This is a genomic window from Robertmurraya phoenicis (genome assembly GCF_047302285.1).
In the GTDB taxonomy this organism is placed as follows: domain Bacteria; phylum Bacillota; class Bacilli; order Bacillales; family Cytobacillaceae; genus Robertmurraya.
On sequence record NZ_CP154845.1, the window covers coordinates 1591475 to 1610163 of the forward strand.

At 38.0% G+C, this 18689-nt stretch carries 20 protein-coding genes; 16 read left to right on the forward strand and 4 right to left on the reverse strand.

What is annotated here, in order from left to right; all coding sequences use genetic code 11:
* Positions 1–146: 146 nt before the first annotated feature.
* Complete coding sequence (locus tag AA0X71_RS07730; protein ID WP_413361039.1) at positions 147–1937, forward strand: M3 family oligoendopeptidase; 1791 nt, start codon at positions 147–149, stop codon at positions 1935–1937.
* Between the two features lie 922 nt (positions 1938–2859).
* Positions 2860–3645: a phosphatidylserine decarboxylase gene (locus tag AA0X71_RS07735; protein ID WP_413361041.1), complete on the forward strand. Its 786-nt coding sequence runs from the start codon at positions 2860–2862 to the stop codon at positions 3643–3645.
* A gap of 37 nt (positions 3646–3682) precedes the next feature.
* On the opposite strand, the gene AA0X71_RS07740 is transcribed toward AA0X71_RS07735, so the two are convergent.
* Positions 3683–3823 carry a sporulation histidine kinase inhibitor Sda gene (locus tag AA0X71_RS07740; RefSeq protein ID WP_019154596.1) on the reverse strand — a complete coding sequence of 47 codons (141 nt, stop codon included), beginning with the start codon at positions 3821–3823 and terminating at the stop codon, positions 3683–3685.
* A 434-nt stretch (positions 3824–4257) separates the two neighbouring features.
* On the opposite strand from AA0X71_RS07740, the gene AA0X71_RS07745 reads away from it, so the two are divergent.
* From AA0X71_RS07745 to AA0X71_RS07780, 8 genes are read left to right on the forward strand one after another with little or no spacing between them, the layout of a single operon-like run.
* Positions 4258–4779 carry a YqeG family HAD IIIA-type phosphatase gene (locus AA0X71_RS07745; RefSeq protein WP_413361044.1) on the forward strand — a complete coding sequence of 174 codons (522 nt, stop codon included), beginning with the start codon at positions 4258–4260 and terminating at the stop codon, positions 4777–4779.
* Positions 4776–5879: a ribosome biogenesis GTPase YqeH gene (gene yqeH / locus AA0X71_RS07750; RefSeq protein ID WP_413361047.1), complete on the forward strand. Its 1104-nt coding sequence runs from the start codon at positions 4776–4778 to the stop codon at positions 5877–5879. Before AA0X71_RS07745 ends, yqeH begins: the two co-directional genes overlap by 4 nt.
* Positions 5880–5904: 25 nt before the next feature.
* Positions 5905–6744: a shikimate dehydrogenase gene (gene aroE / locus AA0X71_RS07755; RefSeq protein ID WP_413361050.1), complete on the forward strand. Its 840-nt coding sequence runs from the start codon at positions 5905–5907 to the stop codon at positions 6742–6744.
* The gene (yhbY, locus tag AA0X71_RS07760; RefSeq protein ID WP_413361053.1) at positions 6738–7028 is read left to right on the forward strand and encodes a ribosome assembly RNA-binding protein YhbY; all 291 of its coding nucleotides are present in this window, start codon (positions 6738–6740) and stop codon (positions 7026–7028) included. The genes aroE and yhbY overlap by 7 nt, the downstream gene beginning before the upstream one ends.
* Before the next feature lie 18 nt (positions 7029–7046).
* The gene (locus AA0X71_RS07765) at positions 7047–7619 is read left to right on the forward strand and encodes a nicotinate-nucleotide adenylyltransferase (protein WP_413361055.1); all 573 of its coding nucleotides are present in this window, start codon (positions 7047–7049) and stop codon (positions 7617–7619) included.
* Positions 7606–8175, forward strand: coding sequence for a bis(5'-nucleosyl)-tetraphosphatase (symmetrical) YqeK (gene yqeK, locus AA0X71_RS07770; RefSeq protein WP_413361057.1), 570 nt, complete (start codon positions 7606–7608; stop codon positions 8173–8175). The genes AA0X71_RS07765 and yqeK overlap by 14 nt, the downstream gene beginning before the upstream one ends.
* Complete coding sequence (rsfS, locus tag AA0X71_RS07775) at positions 8176–8529, forward strand: ribosome silencing factor (protein ID WP_413361059.1); 354 nt, start codon at positions 8176–8178, stop codon at positions 8527–8529.
* Complete coding sequence (locus tag AA0X71_RS07780) at positions 8526–9269, forward strand: class I SAM-dependent DNA methyltransferase (RefSeq protein WP_413361061.1); 744 nt, start codon at positions 8526–8528, stop codon at positions 9267–9269. The genes rsfS and AA0X71_RS07780 overlap by 4 nt, the downstream gene beginning before the upstream one ends.
* 101 nt (positions 9270–9370) lie before the next feature.
* Here AA0X71_RS07780 and comER read toward each other — a convergent pair whose 3' ends face one another.
* Positions 9371–10219 carry a late competence protein ComER gene (gene comER, locus AA0X71_RS07785; RefSeq protein WP_413361064.1) on the reverse strand — a complete coding sequence of 283 codons (849 nt, stop codon included), beginning with the start codon at positions 10217–10219 and terminating at the stop codon, positions 9371–9373.
* Between the two features lie 104 nt (positions 10220–10323).
* Here comER and AA0X71_RS07790 point away from each other — a divergent pair, with 104 nt between their 5' ends.
* From AA0X71_RS07790 to AA0X71_RS07800, 3 genes are all read left to right on the forward strand, one after another.
* The gene (locus tag AA0X71_RS07790; protein WP_413361066.1) at positions 10324–10941 is read left to right on the forward strand and encodes a helix-hairpin-helix domain-containing protein; all 618 of its coding nucleotides are present in this window, start codon (positions 10324–10326) and stop codon (positions 10939–10941) included.
* Between the two features lie 137 nt (positions 10942–11078).
* Positions 11079–11543 carry a deaminase gene (locus AA0X71_RS07795; RefSeq protein WP_413362523.1) on the forward strand — a complete coding sequence of 155 codons (465 nt, stop codon included), beginning with the start codon at positions 11079–11081 and terminating at the stop codon, positions 11541–11543.
* Between the two features lie 46 nt (positions 11544–11589).
* Entirely contained in the window at positions 11590–13944 is a 2355-nt protein-coding gene (locus AA0X71_RS07800) for a DNA internalization-related competence protein ComEC/Rec2 (protein WP_413361068.1), read from the forward strand.
* Between the two features lie 44 nt (positions 13945–13988).
* Here AA0X71_RS07800 and AA0X71_RS07805 read toward each other — a convergent pair whose 3' ends face one another.
* Complete coding sequence (locus tag AA0X71_RS07805) at positions 13989–14123, reverse strand: YqzM family protein (protein ID WP_019154583.1); 135 nt, start codon at positions 14121–14123, stop codon at positions 13989–13991.
* A gap of 402 nt (positions 14124–14525) precedes the next feature.
* Between AA0X71_RS07805 and holA the strand changes: the two genes are divergently transcribed.
* Positions 14526–15551 carry a DNA polymerase III subunit delta gene (gene holA, locus AA0X71_RS07810; protein WP_413361070.1) on the forward strand — a complete coding sequence of 342 codons (1026 nt, stop codon included), beginning with the start codon at positions 14526–14528 and terminating at the stop codon, positions 15549–15551.
* Positions 15552–15735: 184 nt separating this feature from the next.
* Here holA and rpsT read toward each other — a convergent pair whose 3' ends face one another.
* On the reverse strand, positions 15736–16002 hold the full coding sequence (gene rpsT, locus AA0X71_RS07815) for a 30S ribosomal protein S20 (RefSeq protein WP_413361072.1): 267 nt from the start codon (positions 16000–16002) through the stop codon (positions 15736–15738).
* A gap of 249 nt (positions 16003–16251) precedes the next feature.
* Here rpsT and gpr point away from each other — a divergent pair, with 249 nt between their 5' ends.
* Both gpr and spoIIP read left to right on the forward strand, forming a co-directional pair.
* Complete coding sequence (gene gpr, locus AA0X71_RS07820; protein WP_413361074.1) at positions 16252–17367, forward strand: GPR endopeptidase; 1116 nt, start codon at positions 16252–16254, stop codon at positions 17365–17367.
* A 104-nt stretch (positions 17368–17471) separates the two neighbouring features.
* On the forward strand, positions 17472–18680 hold the full coding sequence (gene spoIIP, locus AA0X71_RS07825; protein WP_413361077.1) for a stage II sporulation protein P: 1209 nt from the start codon (positions 17472–17474) through the stop codon (positions 18678–18680).
* Positions 18681–18689 lie beyond the last annotated feature (9 nt).

Sequence of the window (18689 nt, forward strand, 5' to 3'; positions counted from 1 at the left end):
TTTAGCTATATTTAAATTTATTGCAGTAGGCGAAATGCTTACTGCTTTATTTTATTTAGACTAACGAAAGTTATTGTGGTATACTTAAAGAAATTTCTGAAAAAAGTAAATTTTTAATTTAAGGTATATAATGGGGAGGAAAATACATGACGACAAGTACATATTCAGAAGTATGGGATTTAGATGTCTTTTTTGAAGGAGGAAGTAGCTCTCCTCAATTTGCGAATCATTTACAACAAACGAAGCTTCTTGTAGAGGAATTCAAGGCTGTCGTATCTAGTTGGGTACCGAAAAATGCGGTGCTCGAGGATGCTGCCGAACTTAAGGCCATCGTTGATAAATTCGAAGCTGTCACAAAAAAGGTTCGTCAAGCGGGCGCATTTGTAAGCTGCTTACAAGCGCAAAATACGGAAGATGTTAAAGCTGAGAGCTTAAGAGGTAGTGTTACAGGCCTAGGTGCCGATTTCCAAATTGCTTTGACGGAGTTAGGTCAAAAGTTAACGACGATAAACGATGAAATATGGAATGGAGTCGTCGCTCAGGATAGCTTAAAGGAGCTTTCTTTTGTGCTATCTGAAAGTAGACAAGGAGCGAGTGAGAAGCTTTCCAAAGATGAGGAAACACTCATTAATGCTTTAAGTGTGGATGGCTATCACGGCTGGGGGCAAATGTATGATGTCATTGTTGGCACCATTAAAGTGAATGTGGATGATAAGGATTTGTCAGTAGGACAAGCTGCTAATAAATTTTCTAATCCTGACAGAAATGTCAGAAAGAATGTATTTGAGGCGTGGGAAACAGCATGGGGTGATAAATCAGCCTATTTAGCAAAAACGCTTAACCATTTAGCTGGTTTCCGTTTAAAGGTGTATAAACAAAGAGGTTGGGAAGAAGTACTGAAAGAACCGTTAGATATTAATCGCATGAAAAAAGAAACATTGGATACAATGTGGCAGGTTATTGCTGATAATAAAGCCCCTCTCGTGAAATTTTTAGAGCGCAAAGCGAAATTACTTGGGCTTGAAAAATTAAGCTGGTATGACTTGGATGCACCTCTTGGTCAATCCGATAGTAAAATTTCATATCAAGAAGGAGCAGAGTTTATTCTCGAGCATTTCTCGAAATTCGGAGATGAAATGACGACTTTTGCCAAGAAGGCATTCGAAGACGAGTGGATTGAAGCAGAGGACCGCCCTGGAAAACGTCCTGGTGGCTTTCATACGTATTTCCCTGAAGACAGCCAATCAAGAATCTTTATGACATATTCAGGCACCCCTTCTAATGTTTCTACATTAGCTCATGAGTTAGGACATGGTTTCCATACGTATGCGATGAGAGATTTACATACATTAAATCGTAACTATGCGATGAATGTGGCAGAGACTGCTTCAACTTTTGCAGAGATGATTGTTTCAGATGCTTCCGTGAAGACAGCTAGCACTGAAGTAGAAAAACTTGCCCTTCTTGAAGACAAAATTCAACGTTCAGTAGCCTTACTGATGAATATCCATTCTCGTTTCTTGTTCGAAACAAGATTTTATGAAGAAAGAAAAGAAGGAATTGTCGCTGCAGACCGCCTCAATGAATTAATGGCAGAGGCTCAGGCAGAAGCTTATGGTGGAGCACTTGATGAATACCATCCGTTATTCTGGGCATCTAAGCTACACTTTTACATCACCGGAGTACCTTTTTACAACTTCCCATATACATTTGGCTACTTATTCTCACTAGGCATTTATGCACAAGCTTTGGAAGAAGGAAAAGGGTACGAAGAAAAATATATTGCTTTATTAAAAGATACGGCATCCATGACTGTAGAAGAATTGGCCCTTAAACATCTCAATGTCGATTTAACAAAACCAGACTTCTGGCAACAAGCTGTTCAGCAATGCATTAATGATGTAGAAGAATTCTTGCAATTAACTGAAAATAAGTAATCAAGAAGGGGCTGGGACATAACTAGCTTCAAATAATGAGAAAGGTGAATCCTGAGGGTACTCAAATTCACCTTTCTCTATTTTTGTCTATTAATTTTGCTATTAACGCAAGCCCTTCGATTTTCCTCGTACAAAAAAATCGAGTGAAACGCAAATTAGCTTTCTAGAATCCAATTGATTTCCGCTTTGTCTAAATTACTACTAGAAGGCCCTATTTACTCCAACCATCTCTCACCCTTAAGCGGAATTTTTCCTGTTATCTCCTCATTGGAGTCCCTTTTCGGGAAAATAACGGAAAATTTTCCGCTTATGGAGAGCAGAATCGTTTATTTTGGCATTTTTTGAGGGAATAGCAGGAAATTTTCCTGTTATTTCGGCTCTTTTTCATGATGGTTGCTCATTAAGCGAAAATTTTCCTGTTGTTTTTTCATACCGATACGCCAACTGTTTATACGAACAATTTATCCACAAGTCGAGGGAATTTATACACTCCACACTAGAATCAAGAGGTCGTTACCACCGACTTTTTGACCTAGCCTTTTGATCCGGCTAAAATTGAACTGTCCTATAGTGATGGGGGAGAACTCAACGAATGAAAGAAGTATACAGGGTATGATATGATAAAGCAGGTATGATCGTATAGATGATTTCGAATTAGTATGATACAATACAGTTTTGTCTGAACTTCGATTTATAAGGCTCTTTTCGCAAACATTGCTGCTTTTGGAAAGTAATAAGCTCATAAAATGCTTATATCTCCTCTTAGGGATTCAAAAGAGGAAGCGAAAAGTGCCGTCGCACCTTTAATGTATAGCAGTAACAGAGACATATGGGTAAAAACCGGCTTCTGGGTTTTTACGAAAAACCACAACCTATACGAAAACAGCGATTTATGATGATTTAATTATTGGAGGAATGTAGCTTGATTCAATGGTTTTACCGGTCTTTAATCGAATTAACAAACGGAAGGTGGACATCGTTTTTATTAAAAAAATTGGCGCAATCAAAAGTCAGTCGATTGTTCATTCCTTCTTTTGCGAAAATATACAATGTGAATGTTCACGAAATGGCCAGTCCGATAAATGAATTTAACACTCTCCATGATTTTTTTATTCGAAAATTGAAAGTGGATGCTCGGACAATTGATGCTGGAACTGATACGATTGTAAGTCCCGTTGACGCAGTGCTAGAGGATATCGGAACTATTACGGGCGACTTAAAGCTAACTGTAAAAGGGAAGGATTATTCTGTTCTTGAAATGCTTGGTAGTGAAGAGAAGGCAAGAAAATATATCAATGGCACCTACTATCTGCTCTATTTAAGTCCGAGTCATTATCATCGTATACATAGTCCATTAACAGGAAAAGTCGTAGGGGAGTGGACGTTAGGAAAGAAATCGTATCCTGTCAACCGCTACGGTCTTAAATATGGAAGAGATACGTTAGCGAAAAATTATCGAAAAATTACCGAAGTCAAGCATGATTCTGGCGTAGCTGCGATTGTAAAGGTTGGAGCAATGTTTGTAAACTCGATCGAATCGATTCATGTCGGTGAGCAATTGAAAAAAGGCGAGGAAATAGCCTATTTTACTTTTGGTTCAACGGTTATTCTCTTATTTAATCCAAACTCTATGAAACCCCTTCAACAACATTTAACACCAAGAGATGTTAAAGTTGGCGATGTACTTGGGGTTATGGTTTCCGATTAAGAGGGCAAAAAGAAAAGCCCTTTTGGGCATGAGTAAGTTATGAAGAGACTCTAATTTTATGAGTTAAAGAACGACGGTGAATTTCTGTTTCGATTAGAAGGATAAAGTCTTTTGATAAATTTAATTCTTTTGCTTTGAAATAGGATTCAACTAGTAGCTCATCTGACAGCTTTCTCATGTCAGAATCCACCTCCTCAAATACTGTTCAAAAAAAGGTTGAATATACATATTATGTAAGTGGCCATGGCTGTATTCTTACTCTAACAAATATTTTTATGTAGAACAACCGTTCCGATTATCCACAATATCCAGTGGATAAGTTGTGATTAAAATGTTCGTAAGTTGAGGGAAACTATATAAATCAATGTGGGATATGTGAATAAAGTTATCCACAACTGTTGAAAAGGGGCTGTTCGTGTCGAAAAGTTTTTATATTTTCGAGTTTTTGTTCTTCATTTCGACGTAATTTGACGTAAGTTCCTGTTCAGTTGTTAGGTTATGTAGAGGAAACGCCGATACATACATCTGTCTTTTGTAAGTTCTTGCACATATTCTCACTTAAAAGTTAAAATTGGAAAATAAAACCGAGATAAAGAAATTGAGGTGTCTTTATTGTTAAAGAAATTTTTACCAAATCAGCACGTAAAGAGCATTTTTCAAATTACTCCTGAAAGTTTGAAAGAGCAGGGGATTAAGGGGATTATAACCGACTTAGATAATACATTAGTCGAATGGGATCGCCCAAATGCAACGCCTAAATTGACAGAGTGGTTCGAGAATATGCGAAAGGAAAATATTCGTATCACGATTGTTTCTAATAATAATCGAGGGAGGGTACAAGCATTTTCTGATCCACTAAATATTCCGTTTATCTTCCAAGCACGGAAACCACTTGTGAGAGCTTTTCATAAGGCGGTTAAAGATATGGGGTTGAAAAAGGAAGAAACAGTTGTCATTGGAGATCAGTTATTGACCGATGTGCTTGGTGGAAATCGTGGTGGCTTCCATACGGTATTAGTTGTTCCAGTGGCATCTACTGATGGTTTTTGGACAAAATTTAATCGAATGATTGAGAGACAGATTTTAAATTGGTTTCGTAAAAAAGGTATGATTGTATGGGAGGAAAAATCTTGAGTGAGCAATATATTTGTATAGGCTGTGGTGTGAAAATCCAGACAGAGGATAAGGAGCAAATTGGCTATGCGCCAAAATCGTCCCTTGAGAAAGAAGAAATTGTCTGTCAAAGGTGTTTTCGACTAAAGCATTATAACGAAGTTCAAGACGTCAATTTAACGGATGACGATTTTTTAAAGATCCTCAATGAGCTTGGAAAAAGAGATGCTTTAATCGTGAAAATAGTTGATATATTTGATTTTAATGGCAGTTGGCTCCCTGGCTTACATCGTTTTGTTGGCGATAATCCGATTTTATTAATTGGAAACAAGGTTGATCTATTACCACGCTCCGTAAAGCCAAATAAATTAATAAATTGGATGAAGCAGGAAGCAAAAGAACTGGGACTGAAGCCGAAGGATGTGTTTCTTGTCAGTGCTGAAAAGGGTCAGTTTATTAATGAAGTGACCTCAGCGATTGATGAGTATCGTGAAGGTAAGGATGTATATGTGGTCGGATGTACCAATGTAGGAAAATCAACCTTTATCAATCGTATTTTAAAAGAAGTAACAGGAGAAGGAGATGTCATCACGACATCCCATTTCCCAGGAACAACACTTGATATGATTGAAATTCCGCTTTCAGACGGAAAATTTTTGGTTGATACACCAGGAATCATTAACCATCATCAGATGGCCCATTATATTGATAAAAGAGACTTAAAAGTGATCACGCCGAAAAAGGAAATTAAACCGAAAATTTATCAATTAAACGAAGGCCAAACCCTCTTTTTTGGAGGATTAGCCCGCTTTGATTATATAAGTGGTGGTCGACGTTCTTTTGTTTGTCATGTATCGAACCATATTGAAATCCATCGTACAAAGCTAGAAAAGGCAACGGATCTGTACGAAAGACATGTAGGAGAAATGCTGACTCCACCGCGAAAGGAGCAGCTTGATTCATTTCCACCTTTAATCAAACATGAATTTACAATTAAAGAGGGGAAAACAGATATCGTTTTCTCAGGGCTTGGATGGATAACGGTCAATGATCCTGGAGCAAAAATAGCGGTTTACGTACCAAAAGGTGTACATGCTATGCTCCGTAAATCGCTCATATAAACTGAGAAAGAAAAGGGTGAGGAGAATGAAAAAATTATATGCTGTAATTGGAAATCCGATTGCCCATTCGATGTCACCACTCATGCATAATGATTTATTTCAGCATTATGGAATGGACGCCCATTACCATGCCTTTGCCATTAAGGAAGAGCTGCTAGCAGATGCAGTTAAAGGGTTTCGGGCAATGGGCATTAGTGGATTTAATGTGACAATCCCTCATAAAGTTGCGATCATTCCACTGTTAGATGATATTGACCCTTTAGCCCGTTCCATTGGGGCTGTCAATACAGTCGTCAATGAAAATGGACGATTAATCGGTTATAACACGGATGGGAGTGGATATGTGCAAGGACTTTTAGCAGAGATATCCGATCTGAAAAGCAAGAAAGTGTTAATGATCGGTGCTGGAGGAGCGGCAAGAGCGATATATTTTACATTAGCTTATGAAGGGGTTGCCCAGATCGATCTGACCAATAGGACGGTTGCAAAGGCCGAATCCCTTGTAAAGGAATGCCCTTATGAAGTTCATTCAAATGTCCTTGAGCTTAAAGATGCAGAGGTGCAACTAGACCATTACGATATTATTATTCAGACCACCTCCATTGGCATGTCCCCTCACACTGAATGTGAAGTGCTTTCTTTACATAATTTAAAGGAAAGTGCTTTTGTGAGCGATATCGTCTATAATCCGTTAGAAACGCTCCTTTTGCGTCAGGCAAAAGATAAAGGGGCAAGAACGCAAAATGGCATTCAAATGTTTGTTCATCAAGGAGCACTCGCCTTTGAAAAATGGACAAATGTGATGCCTGATATTAATCGAATGACGACTAAAGTGTTAAAACAACTAGGAGGCACAATATGTTAACTGGAAAACAAAAAAGATTTCTTCGCTCTAAAGCTCATCATCTTACACCTATTTTTCAAGTGGGAAAAGGTGGAGTAAACGATAATATGATTAAGCAAATTAGTGAGGCACTGGAAGTAAGGGAGCTTTTGAAAATAAGTGTGCTTCAAAATTGTGAGGAAGACCGAGACACGGTTGCTGAAAAGCTTTCAAATGGGTGTCGCGCAGAACTTGTTCAAGTCATTGGAAACACGATTGTTTTATACAAAGAATCTAAAGAAAACAAAGAAATTAAGTTACCTTAACGGTTTGGAGGTGAGTGAATGAGGAAGATTGGAATATTAGGAGGAACGTTCGATCCTCCTCACCATGGTCATCTTCTCATTGCGAACGAGGTATTTCATGAATTAGAGTTGGATGAGATATGGTTTCTTCCCAATCAGGAACCTCCTCATAAGAAAAAATCGGATCTAATTACGACTGAGGATCGGCTAAACTTGCTTGATTTAGCGCTCAAGGATGTCTCTTATTTTAGAGTAGAAACGATTGAACTCGAACGTTCAGGTCCTTCTTATACATATGATACAATCAAGCAATTAATGGATCGTTATCCTGACAACCGTTTTTATTTTATCATTGGTGCAGACATGATTGAGTATTTGCCAAAATGGCACAAAATAGATGAACTGATTGAAATGGTGTCTTTTGTAGGTGTCAATAGACCGGCGTATCAGGAAAAAACATCGTATCCGATTATTCATATTGATATTCCTGAATTTCATGTTTCATCTAGCTTAATTAGGGAGAGAATCCAAGAGGGGAAGTCGATACGTTACTTGCTTCCAGATTCCCTCATTGACTATTTGAAGGAGAATCATTTGTATGAATCGAAATGAAGCATTGGCGATTGTGAAACCACATTTAACCGAGCATCGATATCAACACACAATCGGCGTAATGGAAACGGCCATTCTTTTAGCCCGAAAGTATGGGGCTGATGAGAAGAAGGCTGAGATAGCAGCTATTTTTCATGATTATGCGAAATTTAGGGCAAAAGAGGAAATGAAGCAAATTATTATTGAGGAAAAGATGTCACCTGAATTGCTTGAGTATAACAGCGAGTTATGGCATGCTCCAGTTGGCGCTTTTCTTGTAAAAAAAGAAGCTGGTATCACGGATATAGAGGTTCTAGATGCGATCAAATATCATACCTCAGGTCGTGTAGGAATGACGTTACTTGAAAAAGTCATTTATTTGGCAGACTATATGGAGCCAGGGCGACATTTTCCAGGAGTTGAGGAAGTAAGAGAGCTGGCAAAAGAGGACTTGCACCTAGCGTTAATTAAAGCAGTACAAAATACGATTTCATTTTTGATGAAGAAAAATCAACCTGTATTCCCGGATACCTTTCACACTTACAATGATCTAATTGCAAACAGGAGGACTGAGTAGATGAATGATAATCAATTATTAACAATGGCAGTAAAGGCAGCGGATGATAAGCGAGCAGAAGATATTGTTGCTCTTGAGATGAAAGGGATTTCTTTAATAGCAGATTACTTTTTAATTTGTCACGGAAACTCTGACAAGCAAGTTCAAGCAATCGCTCGCGAAATTAAAGACAAAGCTGTGGAAAATGGCTATGATGTAAAAAGAATGGAAGGTTTCGATGAGGCAAAATGGATCTTAATTGATCTCGGTGATGTTGTGGCACATGTCTTCCATCGTGATGAAAGAAGATATTATAATTTAGAACGTCTATGGGGTGATGCACCTACTCTTAATATTCAGAGTGAGCTCACATGACTTATGAACGTTTTGCCTATTTGTACGACTCATTAATGAAAGACGTCCCGTATGAACAATGGGTCCGCATCATTAATGAGAGTTGTGAAAAATACAATTTGGCTGGAAAGAAGTTGTTAGATGTTGCTTGTGGGACTGGTGAATTATCTATACGTCTTGAAAAGAGCGGCTATGATGTGACTGGTGTTGATTTATCTGAGGATATGCTCACTGTTGCACAGGCCAAAGCCGCTGACTTGGGAATGACGATTGAGTTTTTTCAACAAAATATGGCCGAACTTGATTTAATCACCACGTATGATATCATCGGAATCTTTTGCGACTCGTTAAACTATTTGCAAACAGAAGATGAAGTGAAGCAAACATTCGCTCAAATTAAGCAGTTTTTAAAAGAAGATGGCTTATTTATTTTTGATGTCCATTCCCTTTATAAAATCAATGAAGTGTTTATGGACCAAACATTTACATATGATGATGGAAATATTTGTTACATTTGGAACTGCTTTGAGGGAGAATATCCCCATAGTGTGGATCATGAGTTAACTTTCTTTGTGGAAGATGCAACAGGTAAATATGATCGGATTGATGAAAATCATTCACAAAGAACTTTTTCGATCGAAACATATGAGCAATGGTTAGATGAGGCTGGCTTTACTGTTCTTGAAAAAATCGCTGAGTTCGAAGGAGAACCAACTGCTCATTCTGAACGTGTATTTTTCATCGTACGTCATAAAAAATGAGGAAAGAGGGGGGCGGCTTGACTCCCTCTTTTTGACACAAAATTGCGATATTTTTTTTATTATTTAAAAGGATTTCGTTATCTAAAAGACGAATTTATATCTTAATACCTCGGGCTTTTATGCTCTTCGGTCCTTGAAAAAGCCGTATTTACCTCTTTTAAATCTTCAGCAAATTTCGCATGAGTAGCCTGAAAAAGATGTTCAAATACTTTCCCGAGTTCATTTTCTAATACGGTAATCCCTTCTCCTGTTACCCCACCTTTTACAGTGACCTTTTCTTGTAATGACTCCAATGTGTAGAATTCTTTACTAAGGAGCGACCCAAGTCCGATCAGCATTTCGCTTGTCATTTTTGTGGCAGTCTTGCGGTCGATATTTGTTTCTGAGACCGCGGCATCGATAAATCTTCTGGTTAAATACGTGAAAAATGCCGGTCCGCAACTAACGATATCAGATGATACGCGAGTTATATTTTCATCAATGACAATAGGTATTGAAATTCGACTAAAGAGTTCACTTAAATTTTGCTCCCAATGTGGCTCGCATTTTTCACTGAAGGTGAGGAGCGAGACACCTGCCAGTGCTCGATTGGTGATGCTCGGAATTGCTCGAGCTGTAGAACAGGGAAGATGCGATTCAAGCAATGTAACACTGATTGGGCTTGTAATGGAAACGACGCATTTATCCTTTGTTAAAAAAGGATGAATTTGTTGAATCACGTCAGACATATTTCCTGGCTTCACACAAAGTAGAAGAAGGTCAGCTTCTTTTGCCACCTCGTCAGCCGAATTTACGACAATTATGTCAGGATAAAGCTCTTGAATGGCAATCGCTTTTGAAATTGTGCGATTTGTAATAATGAGCGAAGAAGGGGATATGGCTTTTCCGTCGATAAATGCCTCGATCACAATTTTCCCCATGTTGCCTGTACCAATGACCCCAATTTTCATCGTTACAACCCTCCTTCTATTTTTAGAAAACCTCACAAAATAACCCATTGCTATAACCATATGAATTTCGCCATTGAATTATGTCAAAGAAAGGAAGATAGCTGATGTTAGAGTGGATAAAAGAGCATAAAAAATATCTTGCCGTTGCTACAGGTGTAGTCGGACTTTTTGGGTACTATCTGTTTTCTACCGTATGGCCAACAGAAAATGAGATAGTAGATGAAGGGTGGGAATCTATCGAAGAACCGCTCCAAGAGGTGGTCGATATCGAAGAACAAGGAGCACAGGAAATATTGGTCGATGTAAAAGGTGCTGTCCATCGACCAGGTGTGTATAAAGCAACTGTAGGTGATAGGGTCAAGGATGTGATTGACAGTGCGGGAGGAATGACAGACGATGCTAACACATCTGCTACTAATTTTGCGATGAGAGTGACCGATGAAATGGTTGTCTATGTTCCGATGATTGGGGAAGAGGGGCTTGAAGCAGAGGCGGATTTTTCAATGGGCGGGACCGACTCTGCTAAGCAAAAAATCAATATTAATAAAGCAAGCTCTGTTGAATTAGAAACCTTACCAGGAATAGGGCCAGCGAAGGCACAGGCGATTATTGAATATCGAGAAAGTAATGGTGGCTTTAAAACAATTGAGGATATTATGTCGATTAGCGGGTTTGGGCAAAAAACATTTGAAAAATTACAGGAAAGCATTACGGTTAACTAGATATTGTATGTCAAGGGCATTGTTTTTTCGTATTTTCAAATTGACGAGCCTTATCTTTTCCCCTTAAACTAAAAGATAAGTCAGAGTAAAGGGTGAGTCATTTGAACGAAAATAGATTAACTTGGGATCAGTACTTTATGCTAAATGCCCATCTTATTAGTATGAGAAGTACCTGCAATCGCTTAAATGTCGGTTCTGTGCTTGTGAAAAATAATCGGATTATTAGTACAGGCTATAATGGTGGAATTAGTGGAGAAGACCATTGTTTGGATGCAGGTTGTTATGTTGAAGATAACCACTGTTTAAGATGTCTTCATGCAGAAGAAAATGCGATTTTACAATGTGCTTTACAAGGAGTGTCAACAAAAGGAAGCCAAATTTACGTGACTCATTTTCCTTGTGTTCATTGTATGAAGAAAATTCTTCAGGCTGGTATTACGAAAATTTATTATAACTACGATTATAAAAATCATGATTACTGCTATCATCTACTTGAAATTAGTCATGTTGAAGCGGTAAAAATGGATGTGCAAATCGAAAACTATGTCGATGATATGAGAAATTCTGCTGGTGGTTTAAAGTGGGATTTTCAACCTTTATAAGAGCGTAGGAGGCACTGCCTCCTCCTTTTGAATGGGGAGGTTTTTGTTGAAAGGTAAATTTATATATATTGGATTGGCATCGCTTTTTGGAATATTATCCGCTTTAGAGGGACTCATTTTTTTAGCTGTTTTTTTACTCCTAATCTTCTTTCTTTTTTTCCTCAAACGATTTTCTCTCACACAGTTTTTTCTCGTCATTAGCATATTCTTTCTTTTCTTTTTACAAGCAAAGACATATGAAAATAAAATTCAATCTCTAATGACAGGTGCAGAAACAGAATTTATCGTCACTCTCCAAAATCCAATGAAAGTAGACGGAAACTTCTTTTCGACGTACGGTCAAGACGTACAATCAAAAGAAAATTTCGTTCTTCAATATCGCCTCTTAAGTTTGAAGGAAAAGGCTGATTTTTCGAAATTGCAAGTCGGCTCGGTTTGTCAAGTGCAAGGTCGACTAAAAGAACCGGAACCACCGGGTAATCCGAATATGTTCAATTATCGGCAGTATTTGCGCTATGATCAAATATTCTGGATTTTGGATGTTGAACAGTTAAATCCAGACCGCTGTCGTGAACAAAGAAGTCCTTTCCTCTTTATTCAAAAAATAAGACAAAATGGAATTCGATTTATCAACGAGCAATTCCCCGAAAATTCAGCTCCCCTAGCAATCGCTCTCGTGTTTGGTGATCGACAATTTATTGAGCAAGATTTAATAGAGGCTTACCAAAGGCTTGGCATTATCCATCTACTAGCGATCTCTGGGCTTCATGTTGGAATGTTAATGGGGATTTTATTTTTAGTTGGCTTACGGGCTCATATTTCTAGGGAAAAGATGATGACGATTTTAATCGTATTTTTACCTATCTATATCATTTTGACAGGTGGAGCTCCATCAGTCATTCGCGCTTGTTTAATGATGTTTTTGGCTTTACTTTTACTTAAATTTAGGAGGAGAAAGCTTAATCCAGCAGACATTATTAGCATTGTGTTAGTCGTATATTTGTTTATATCGCCGTTTGCCATTTATGATGTTGGCTTCCAACTTTCCTTTATTGTCAGTTTTTCTCTCGTTCTTTCGCGTACGATTTTAAGTCGATATATGGATAAACCACTTTTGTTGCTTTGTGTGACCTCTATCATTTCTCAAATTGCTTCCATTCCGATTATGCTCTATCATTTTTATGAATTTTCCCTTGTTTCCTTGTTAGCAAATCTATTTTTTATCCCCCTTTATTCTGTTGTCATCCTTCCATTATCTCTTCTTTGGTACATTTTCTCACTCCTTTTTGGAGAGTTGCTGAATCCGATAGCGTCCTTCTTAGACTTTAATTTTCAGTTGTTAAATACGATTACCTTATTCCTCTCTAAATTTCCTTATAATACACTGGTTCTTGGAAGACCAAACCAGATTTCTCTGATCATCTTCTGCATTGGAATTCCATATGGTTTTTATTTGTGGGAAAAATTAAGAACAAAAAAACAGATGTATATAAGGATCTTCCTTTTATCGATTTTTATTAGCACTCCCTTTTTTATCGAAAAGTACTATTCTCCAGGAGAAATTACAGTGATTGATGTGGGACAGGGGGATAGTATTTTAATCCAATTACCAAAGAATAAGGGAATATATTTAATTGATACAGGAGGAACGATTCAATTTCCGGTAGAAGAGTGGATGAAACGAAGAAAGTCATTTGAAGTAGGTAAAGATGTGCTTATTCCATACTTAAAAAGTAAGGGAATCACCACTCTTGATAAGCTCATTTTAACTCATGGAGATATGGACCATGTAGGTGGAGCAACTGCCGTTTTAAATGAGATGAAGGTGAAGGAAATGGTTTTTCCAGTGGCCGAAAATAGAGCCAATCTTGAAGTAGAATTGCTTGATCTTGCTAAGGAGAAAGATATTTCAGTTCATTTTACTCAAAACGGAGATAGTTGGAAGGTGGATGGTCACAGCTTTCATATTTTGTCCCCCACCTCAAGTGTAGGATTGGCACGAAATGATCAGTCTATCGTCGTTTATACAGAGTTAGGGGGATTGAAGTGGATGTTTACGGGAGACTTGGAGGAAGCTGGTGAGAGTCACTTACTTGCATCATATCCTGACTTACAAATTGATGTGTTAAAAGTTGGCCATCATGGAAGCAAAACATCGACCTCTGATTCGTGGCTTGAGCATTTAAGACCAACTATTGCGCTCATTTCAGCTGGAAAGGATAATCGCTTTGGCCATCCTCATGCGGAGGTGATCAATAGACTGGAAGAGCGTAAAATCGCTATTTATAGAACCGATAGGGATGGAGCAATCCGCTTTTATTTTAAAGAAGAGAAAGGAACCTTTTTAACAGGAAAACCATATGATAAAGCAAAAGCGAATTTTAGTGGGACTGCAAAATAAAAAAGACTACACGAAAAGGTGCAGTCCATGGCAATCCTATGTACTTAAGATCCGATAAATTGAATAATGGTAGCGATAATGAACAATGTTGCAAAGAAACCGAAAGAGACGATAAAGCCTACTCCTGAGTCAATAGCGTCATTGCGTTTGCTTTGTACTTCTTTTTCAAATGGATTCACAATAACCCCTCCTATTTCCATTATAATAGATGGCCCTCATAAAGCAATAAACAATTGGAGAACGAAAGCATGAAAAAGCTTTGTTCGTATTTTAATTTCTTCCTGATTGATAAATAAATACGTAGACGTTTTCTAGTATAAGCCACTTTTCCTATACTGACAAGAGTTGTCACAAATAGTTTGCAATCATCCGGCTACACTATTATTAACAAGGTTGTACCGCTAGTGGATAAGTATCCTAGGCCTTATTTGCTAGCGTTTACTATAAATAGGGGGGTTGGTTGTTAGATAACCAATTCCCTTTTAGTATGGAATCTGGAATGAGATAAATGTTCTCCCTTGTCAAAAACTCCGTGCTTCTATACGATTAACATAAGAATGTAAAAGAACGGAGAGAAAAAATTGGTTTTAGATGTATGGAAACAAATGAAGAAAAAGCAATTCTCCCCCATTTATGTATTATATGGAGCGGAGTCTTTTCTTATCAATGAAACAAAGCAGCTATTAATGAAATATGCCCTGAATGAAGAGGAATTGGAGTTCAATTTTGCTACATATGATTTGGAGGAGACTCCGATTGAAGTGGCGTTAGAAGATGCTGAGACATTCCCTTTTATCGGAGAGCGAAGACTTATTATATTGAATAATCCTTTCTTTCTTACGGCGGAGAAGTCAAAGTCTAAGGTTGAACATAATGTAGCTAAATTAGAAGCCTATTTACAAGAGCCTGCTCCTTACTCGATCGTCGTATTCGCTGGGTCATATGAGAAGCTTGATGAGCGAAAAAAGATCACGAAGGAAATGAAAAGAAAAGGTAGTGTTGTTGAGGCAAAGAGATTAAATGAACAGGAACTAAAACTTTGGGTTAAAGATCGTGCGACCTTAAACGATGTAACGATTAATGAAGATGCCGTCGAGCAAATGTTAGCTCTTGCAGGAACGAATTTATTCATGCTCACGACAGAAGTGGACAAGTTGGCCCTGTATGCTACGACGGAAGGCAATGTCATTACAGTTTCCATGGTTGATGAACTTGTATCGAGATCGTTGGAGCAAAATATTTTTGTGTTAGTGGAAAAAATTGTTCAAAGAAAGATCGATGCTGCCTTTCGCATTTATTATGATTTATTGAAACAAAATGAAGAGCCAATCAAAATTTTATCCATCCTTTCAGGACAGTTTCGTTTACTTTATCAAGTAAAGGAATTAGCGAGGAAAGGCTATGGGCAGCAGCAAATTGCCGGATACATTAAGGTGCATCCATTCCGTGTAAAGCTAGCTGCAGGACAAGCAAAGCTTTTTAAAGATGAGGAGCTAACGGAAATTATGCAACTGCTAGCAGATGCCGATTACCAATCCAAAACAGGTGGAATGAATAAAGAATTGATTATTGAAATGTTCTTATTCCGCTTACAAGGACGAAAATAAAATAAGCTTTAATAACCGGAAAATCTCATCTTATTTTCCGAACTCCTGTTACATGATTTACGGACAAGACCTCAATCATCAAATTTTTCGCTTAAAATTAGCAAATATTAAAAAAAGGAACCACGAAGGTTCCTTTTTTTGTGCAAAAATAAGGGCTATCTTTTTAGGAGATAGCCTAACACAATTACGCGTTTAAAGAGTTTAACTTCTTAGCTAAACGAGATTGTTTACGAGCAGCAGCATTCTTGTGGATAAGACCTTTTGTAGCAGCCTTATCTAATTTACTAGCAGCTTCTACAAAAGTTGCCTTTGCAGCAGCTTCGTCGTTATTTACAACTGCAGCTTCTACTTTTTTAACAGCAGTACGCATTGCAGATTTAACTGTTGAGTTATGAGCGCTACGCTCTTCGCTTGTCTTAGCACGCTTGATAGCAGATTTAATATTTGCCATTCCATTCACCTCCCGAAAAAGCAATCGAGATTATATAAAACTCGATATTTACAATCATAACATAAATTGCAGAACAAGAGATATTTTATCAAATGGATATATCTTTTGCAATACTATCTGTTTATTTTACGGCAAAGTAAATGTTTTTTCAAATGAATGTTTTGTATTTATGACGGTAATGCTAGATATTAGCAATCTTTTTATGGAACTACTAGAAGAATTTACATATGAAGGAAAGGAGAGGTAATAATGGATTTAAGTCAATTTGCTGTCAGAACTGATTTAGCAGTTGAAGCAAGAGAAATGGTTATTGCGGAAAGAGAAAAAGAAAATGTACGTGGACAGGAGAATCTCTCTCAAATTGAGGGTGTGATCATAAAGGAGAAAGAGGAAAATGATATAAAGATTTCCCTAGTAGAAATTACGAAAGAGGGAGCAGAGGCGATAGGGAAAAAAGAAGGGAAGTACTTAACCCTTGAAGTAATAGGGATAAGACAACAGGACACGGAACTTCAGCAAAAAGTGGAAAAAACCTTTGTCTTGGAATTCTCGCATTTTATGAAGGAGTTAGGGATCACGAAGGATGCGTCTTGTCTCATAGTCGGATTAGGGAATTGGAATGTCACGCCTGATGCTCTTGGACCTCAAGTATGTGAGAATCTAGTCATTACGAGACATTTATATGAATTACAGCCAGAAAGTGTAGAGGAAGGTTTTCGGCCAGTTAGTGCGATTGCTCCTGGGGTCATGGGACTGACGGGGATTGAAACAAGTGATATTATTCGAGGCATTGTCGAGAAGACGAAGCCAGATTTCGTTATTGCCATTGATGCTCTCGCCTCAAGATCGATTGACCGAGTGAACTCTACCATTCAAATTTCCGATACGGGGATTCATCCTGGTTCAGGAGTAGGAAATAAGCGAAAAGAATTAAGCAAGGAAACACTGGGTATTCCAGTTATTGCGATCGGTGTTCCAACCGTCGTCGATGCGGTTTCGATTACCAGTGACACGATCGACTATATTTTAAAGCATTTTGGCAAGGAACTAAAAGAAGGAGACCGTCCTTCACGTGCTCTAGCTCCAGCCGGAATGACGTTTGGAAAAAGAAAAAAACTGACAGATGAAGATTTACCTGAGGAGCATCATCGCAAAACATTTTTAGGAATGATCGGTACGCTAGAGGAAGAGGAAAAAAGAAAATTAATATCCGAAGTTCTTTCTCCTCTCGGTCATAATCTCATGGTGACGCCAAAAGAAGTCGATGTCTTTATAGAGGACATGTCGAATCTCCTCGCCAATGGATTAAATGCAGCGTTACACAAATCCATTAATGATGAGAACGCGGGATTCTATACAAGATAATCTGTGCTACTTTAGTTATGAACTAAATAATAGCTTTGGAAAATGGTTCTATCTTTTCTAGTAAAGTCATATGAATTAGTAGACTTACTAAAAGAGGTGGAACCATGAAATATAACAGGTCTTCTTCATTTGTCGTAACTGTACAAGGGACCAGTGTTTTTCAATTTTTGTTAATTGTAATGTTATTGTTATTGCTGATTTTTTCTATTAGTGGTCTCATTACGTCATTAAAACCAGAATATCAAATCAAATCCTCGTCTATTAATAGTGCGACAGGGCATATAACCGGGAAGGTTTTATTTCGTCTCCTTGGCACAGAAAATCATGCCTTTGGACAAGTACTTCCAGAAGAAGAAACAACACCAAGCTTATCAAGCTTAATGTTCAAGGTATCGACGAATGTTAGCCTGGATGATCCAAGAAGTCTTCTAGGGAGAGAACTTCCAGGCTTTTCAATATTTGATGGGAAAATTGTACTTGCTGGAGAAGGAACGAATTACACGAATTTACCGATTGAATCACCTCCACCTCCTGATGCTTTGAAAAAAGAAAATGAAGCATCTTTACAGGGTGTTGAGGGATTAGACGATTCAGATAATGAACAAGATGAAGCATTGCCACCAGAGCAGACGACTGGTGATCGCAAAATGGTTTATATTTATTTTTCTCATACAAGAGAATCCTTTCTTCCTCATTTAGAAGGAGTTACGGATCCGGATAGGGCACAGCACTCAAAAATTAATGTGACGAGAATTGGGGACCATCTTCAAAAACAATTAGAACGTTATGGGATTGGGACAATTGTAGATAAAACGGATATAATGACTAATCTAAATGAAAAGGGACTCACCTACGAAAGGTCATATGATGAGTCAAGAAAAGTGGTTGAGGCTGCAATTACAGAAAATCGGGATCTTACTTATTTAATTGATATCCATCGTGATTCTAACCGAAAGAAAGATACGACGAAACAGATTAATGGGAAATCCTATGCGAAGCTTGCATTTGTACTAGGGGCAGAGAATCCAAATTATGAGAAGAACTTGAAGATAGTTGATGAAATACACAAAAAGCTCCAAGAAAAATACCCAGGCTTAAGCAGAGGGGCTATTAAAAAAGAAGGAGCACACACGAATGGAAAATTCAATCAGGATTTATCTGAAAGTGCAATATTAGTTGAATTTGGTGGAGTCGATAATACGTTTGAAGAATTAAACCTCTCTGCAGAGGCCTTTGCAGAAGTTTTTAGCGAAGTCTTTTGGCAAGCAGAAAGTGTAAATTTCCCGGTTGAGGAGCCGGCTAGTGAGCAATAATGGTAAAGG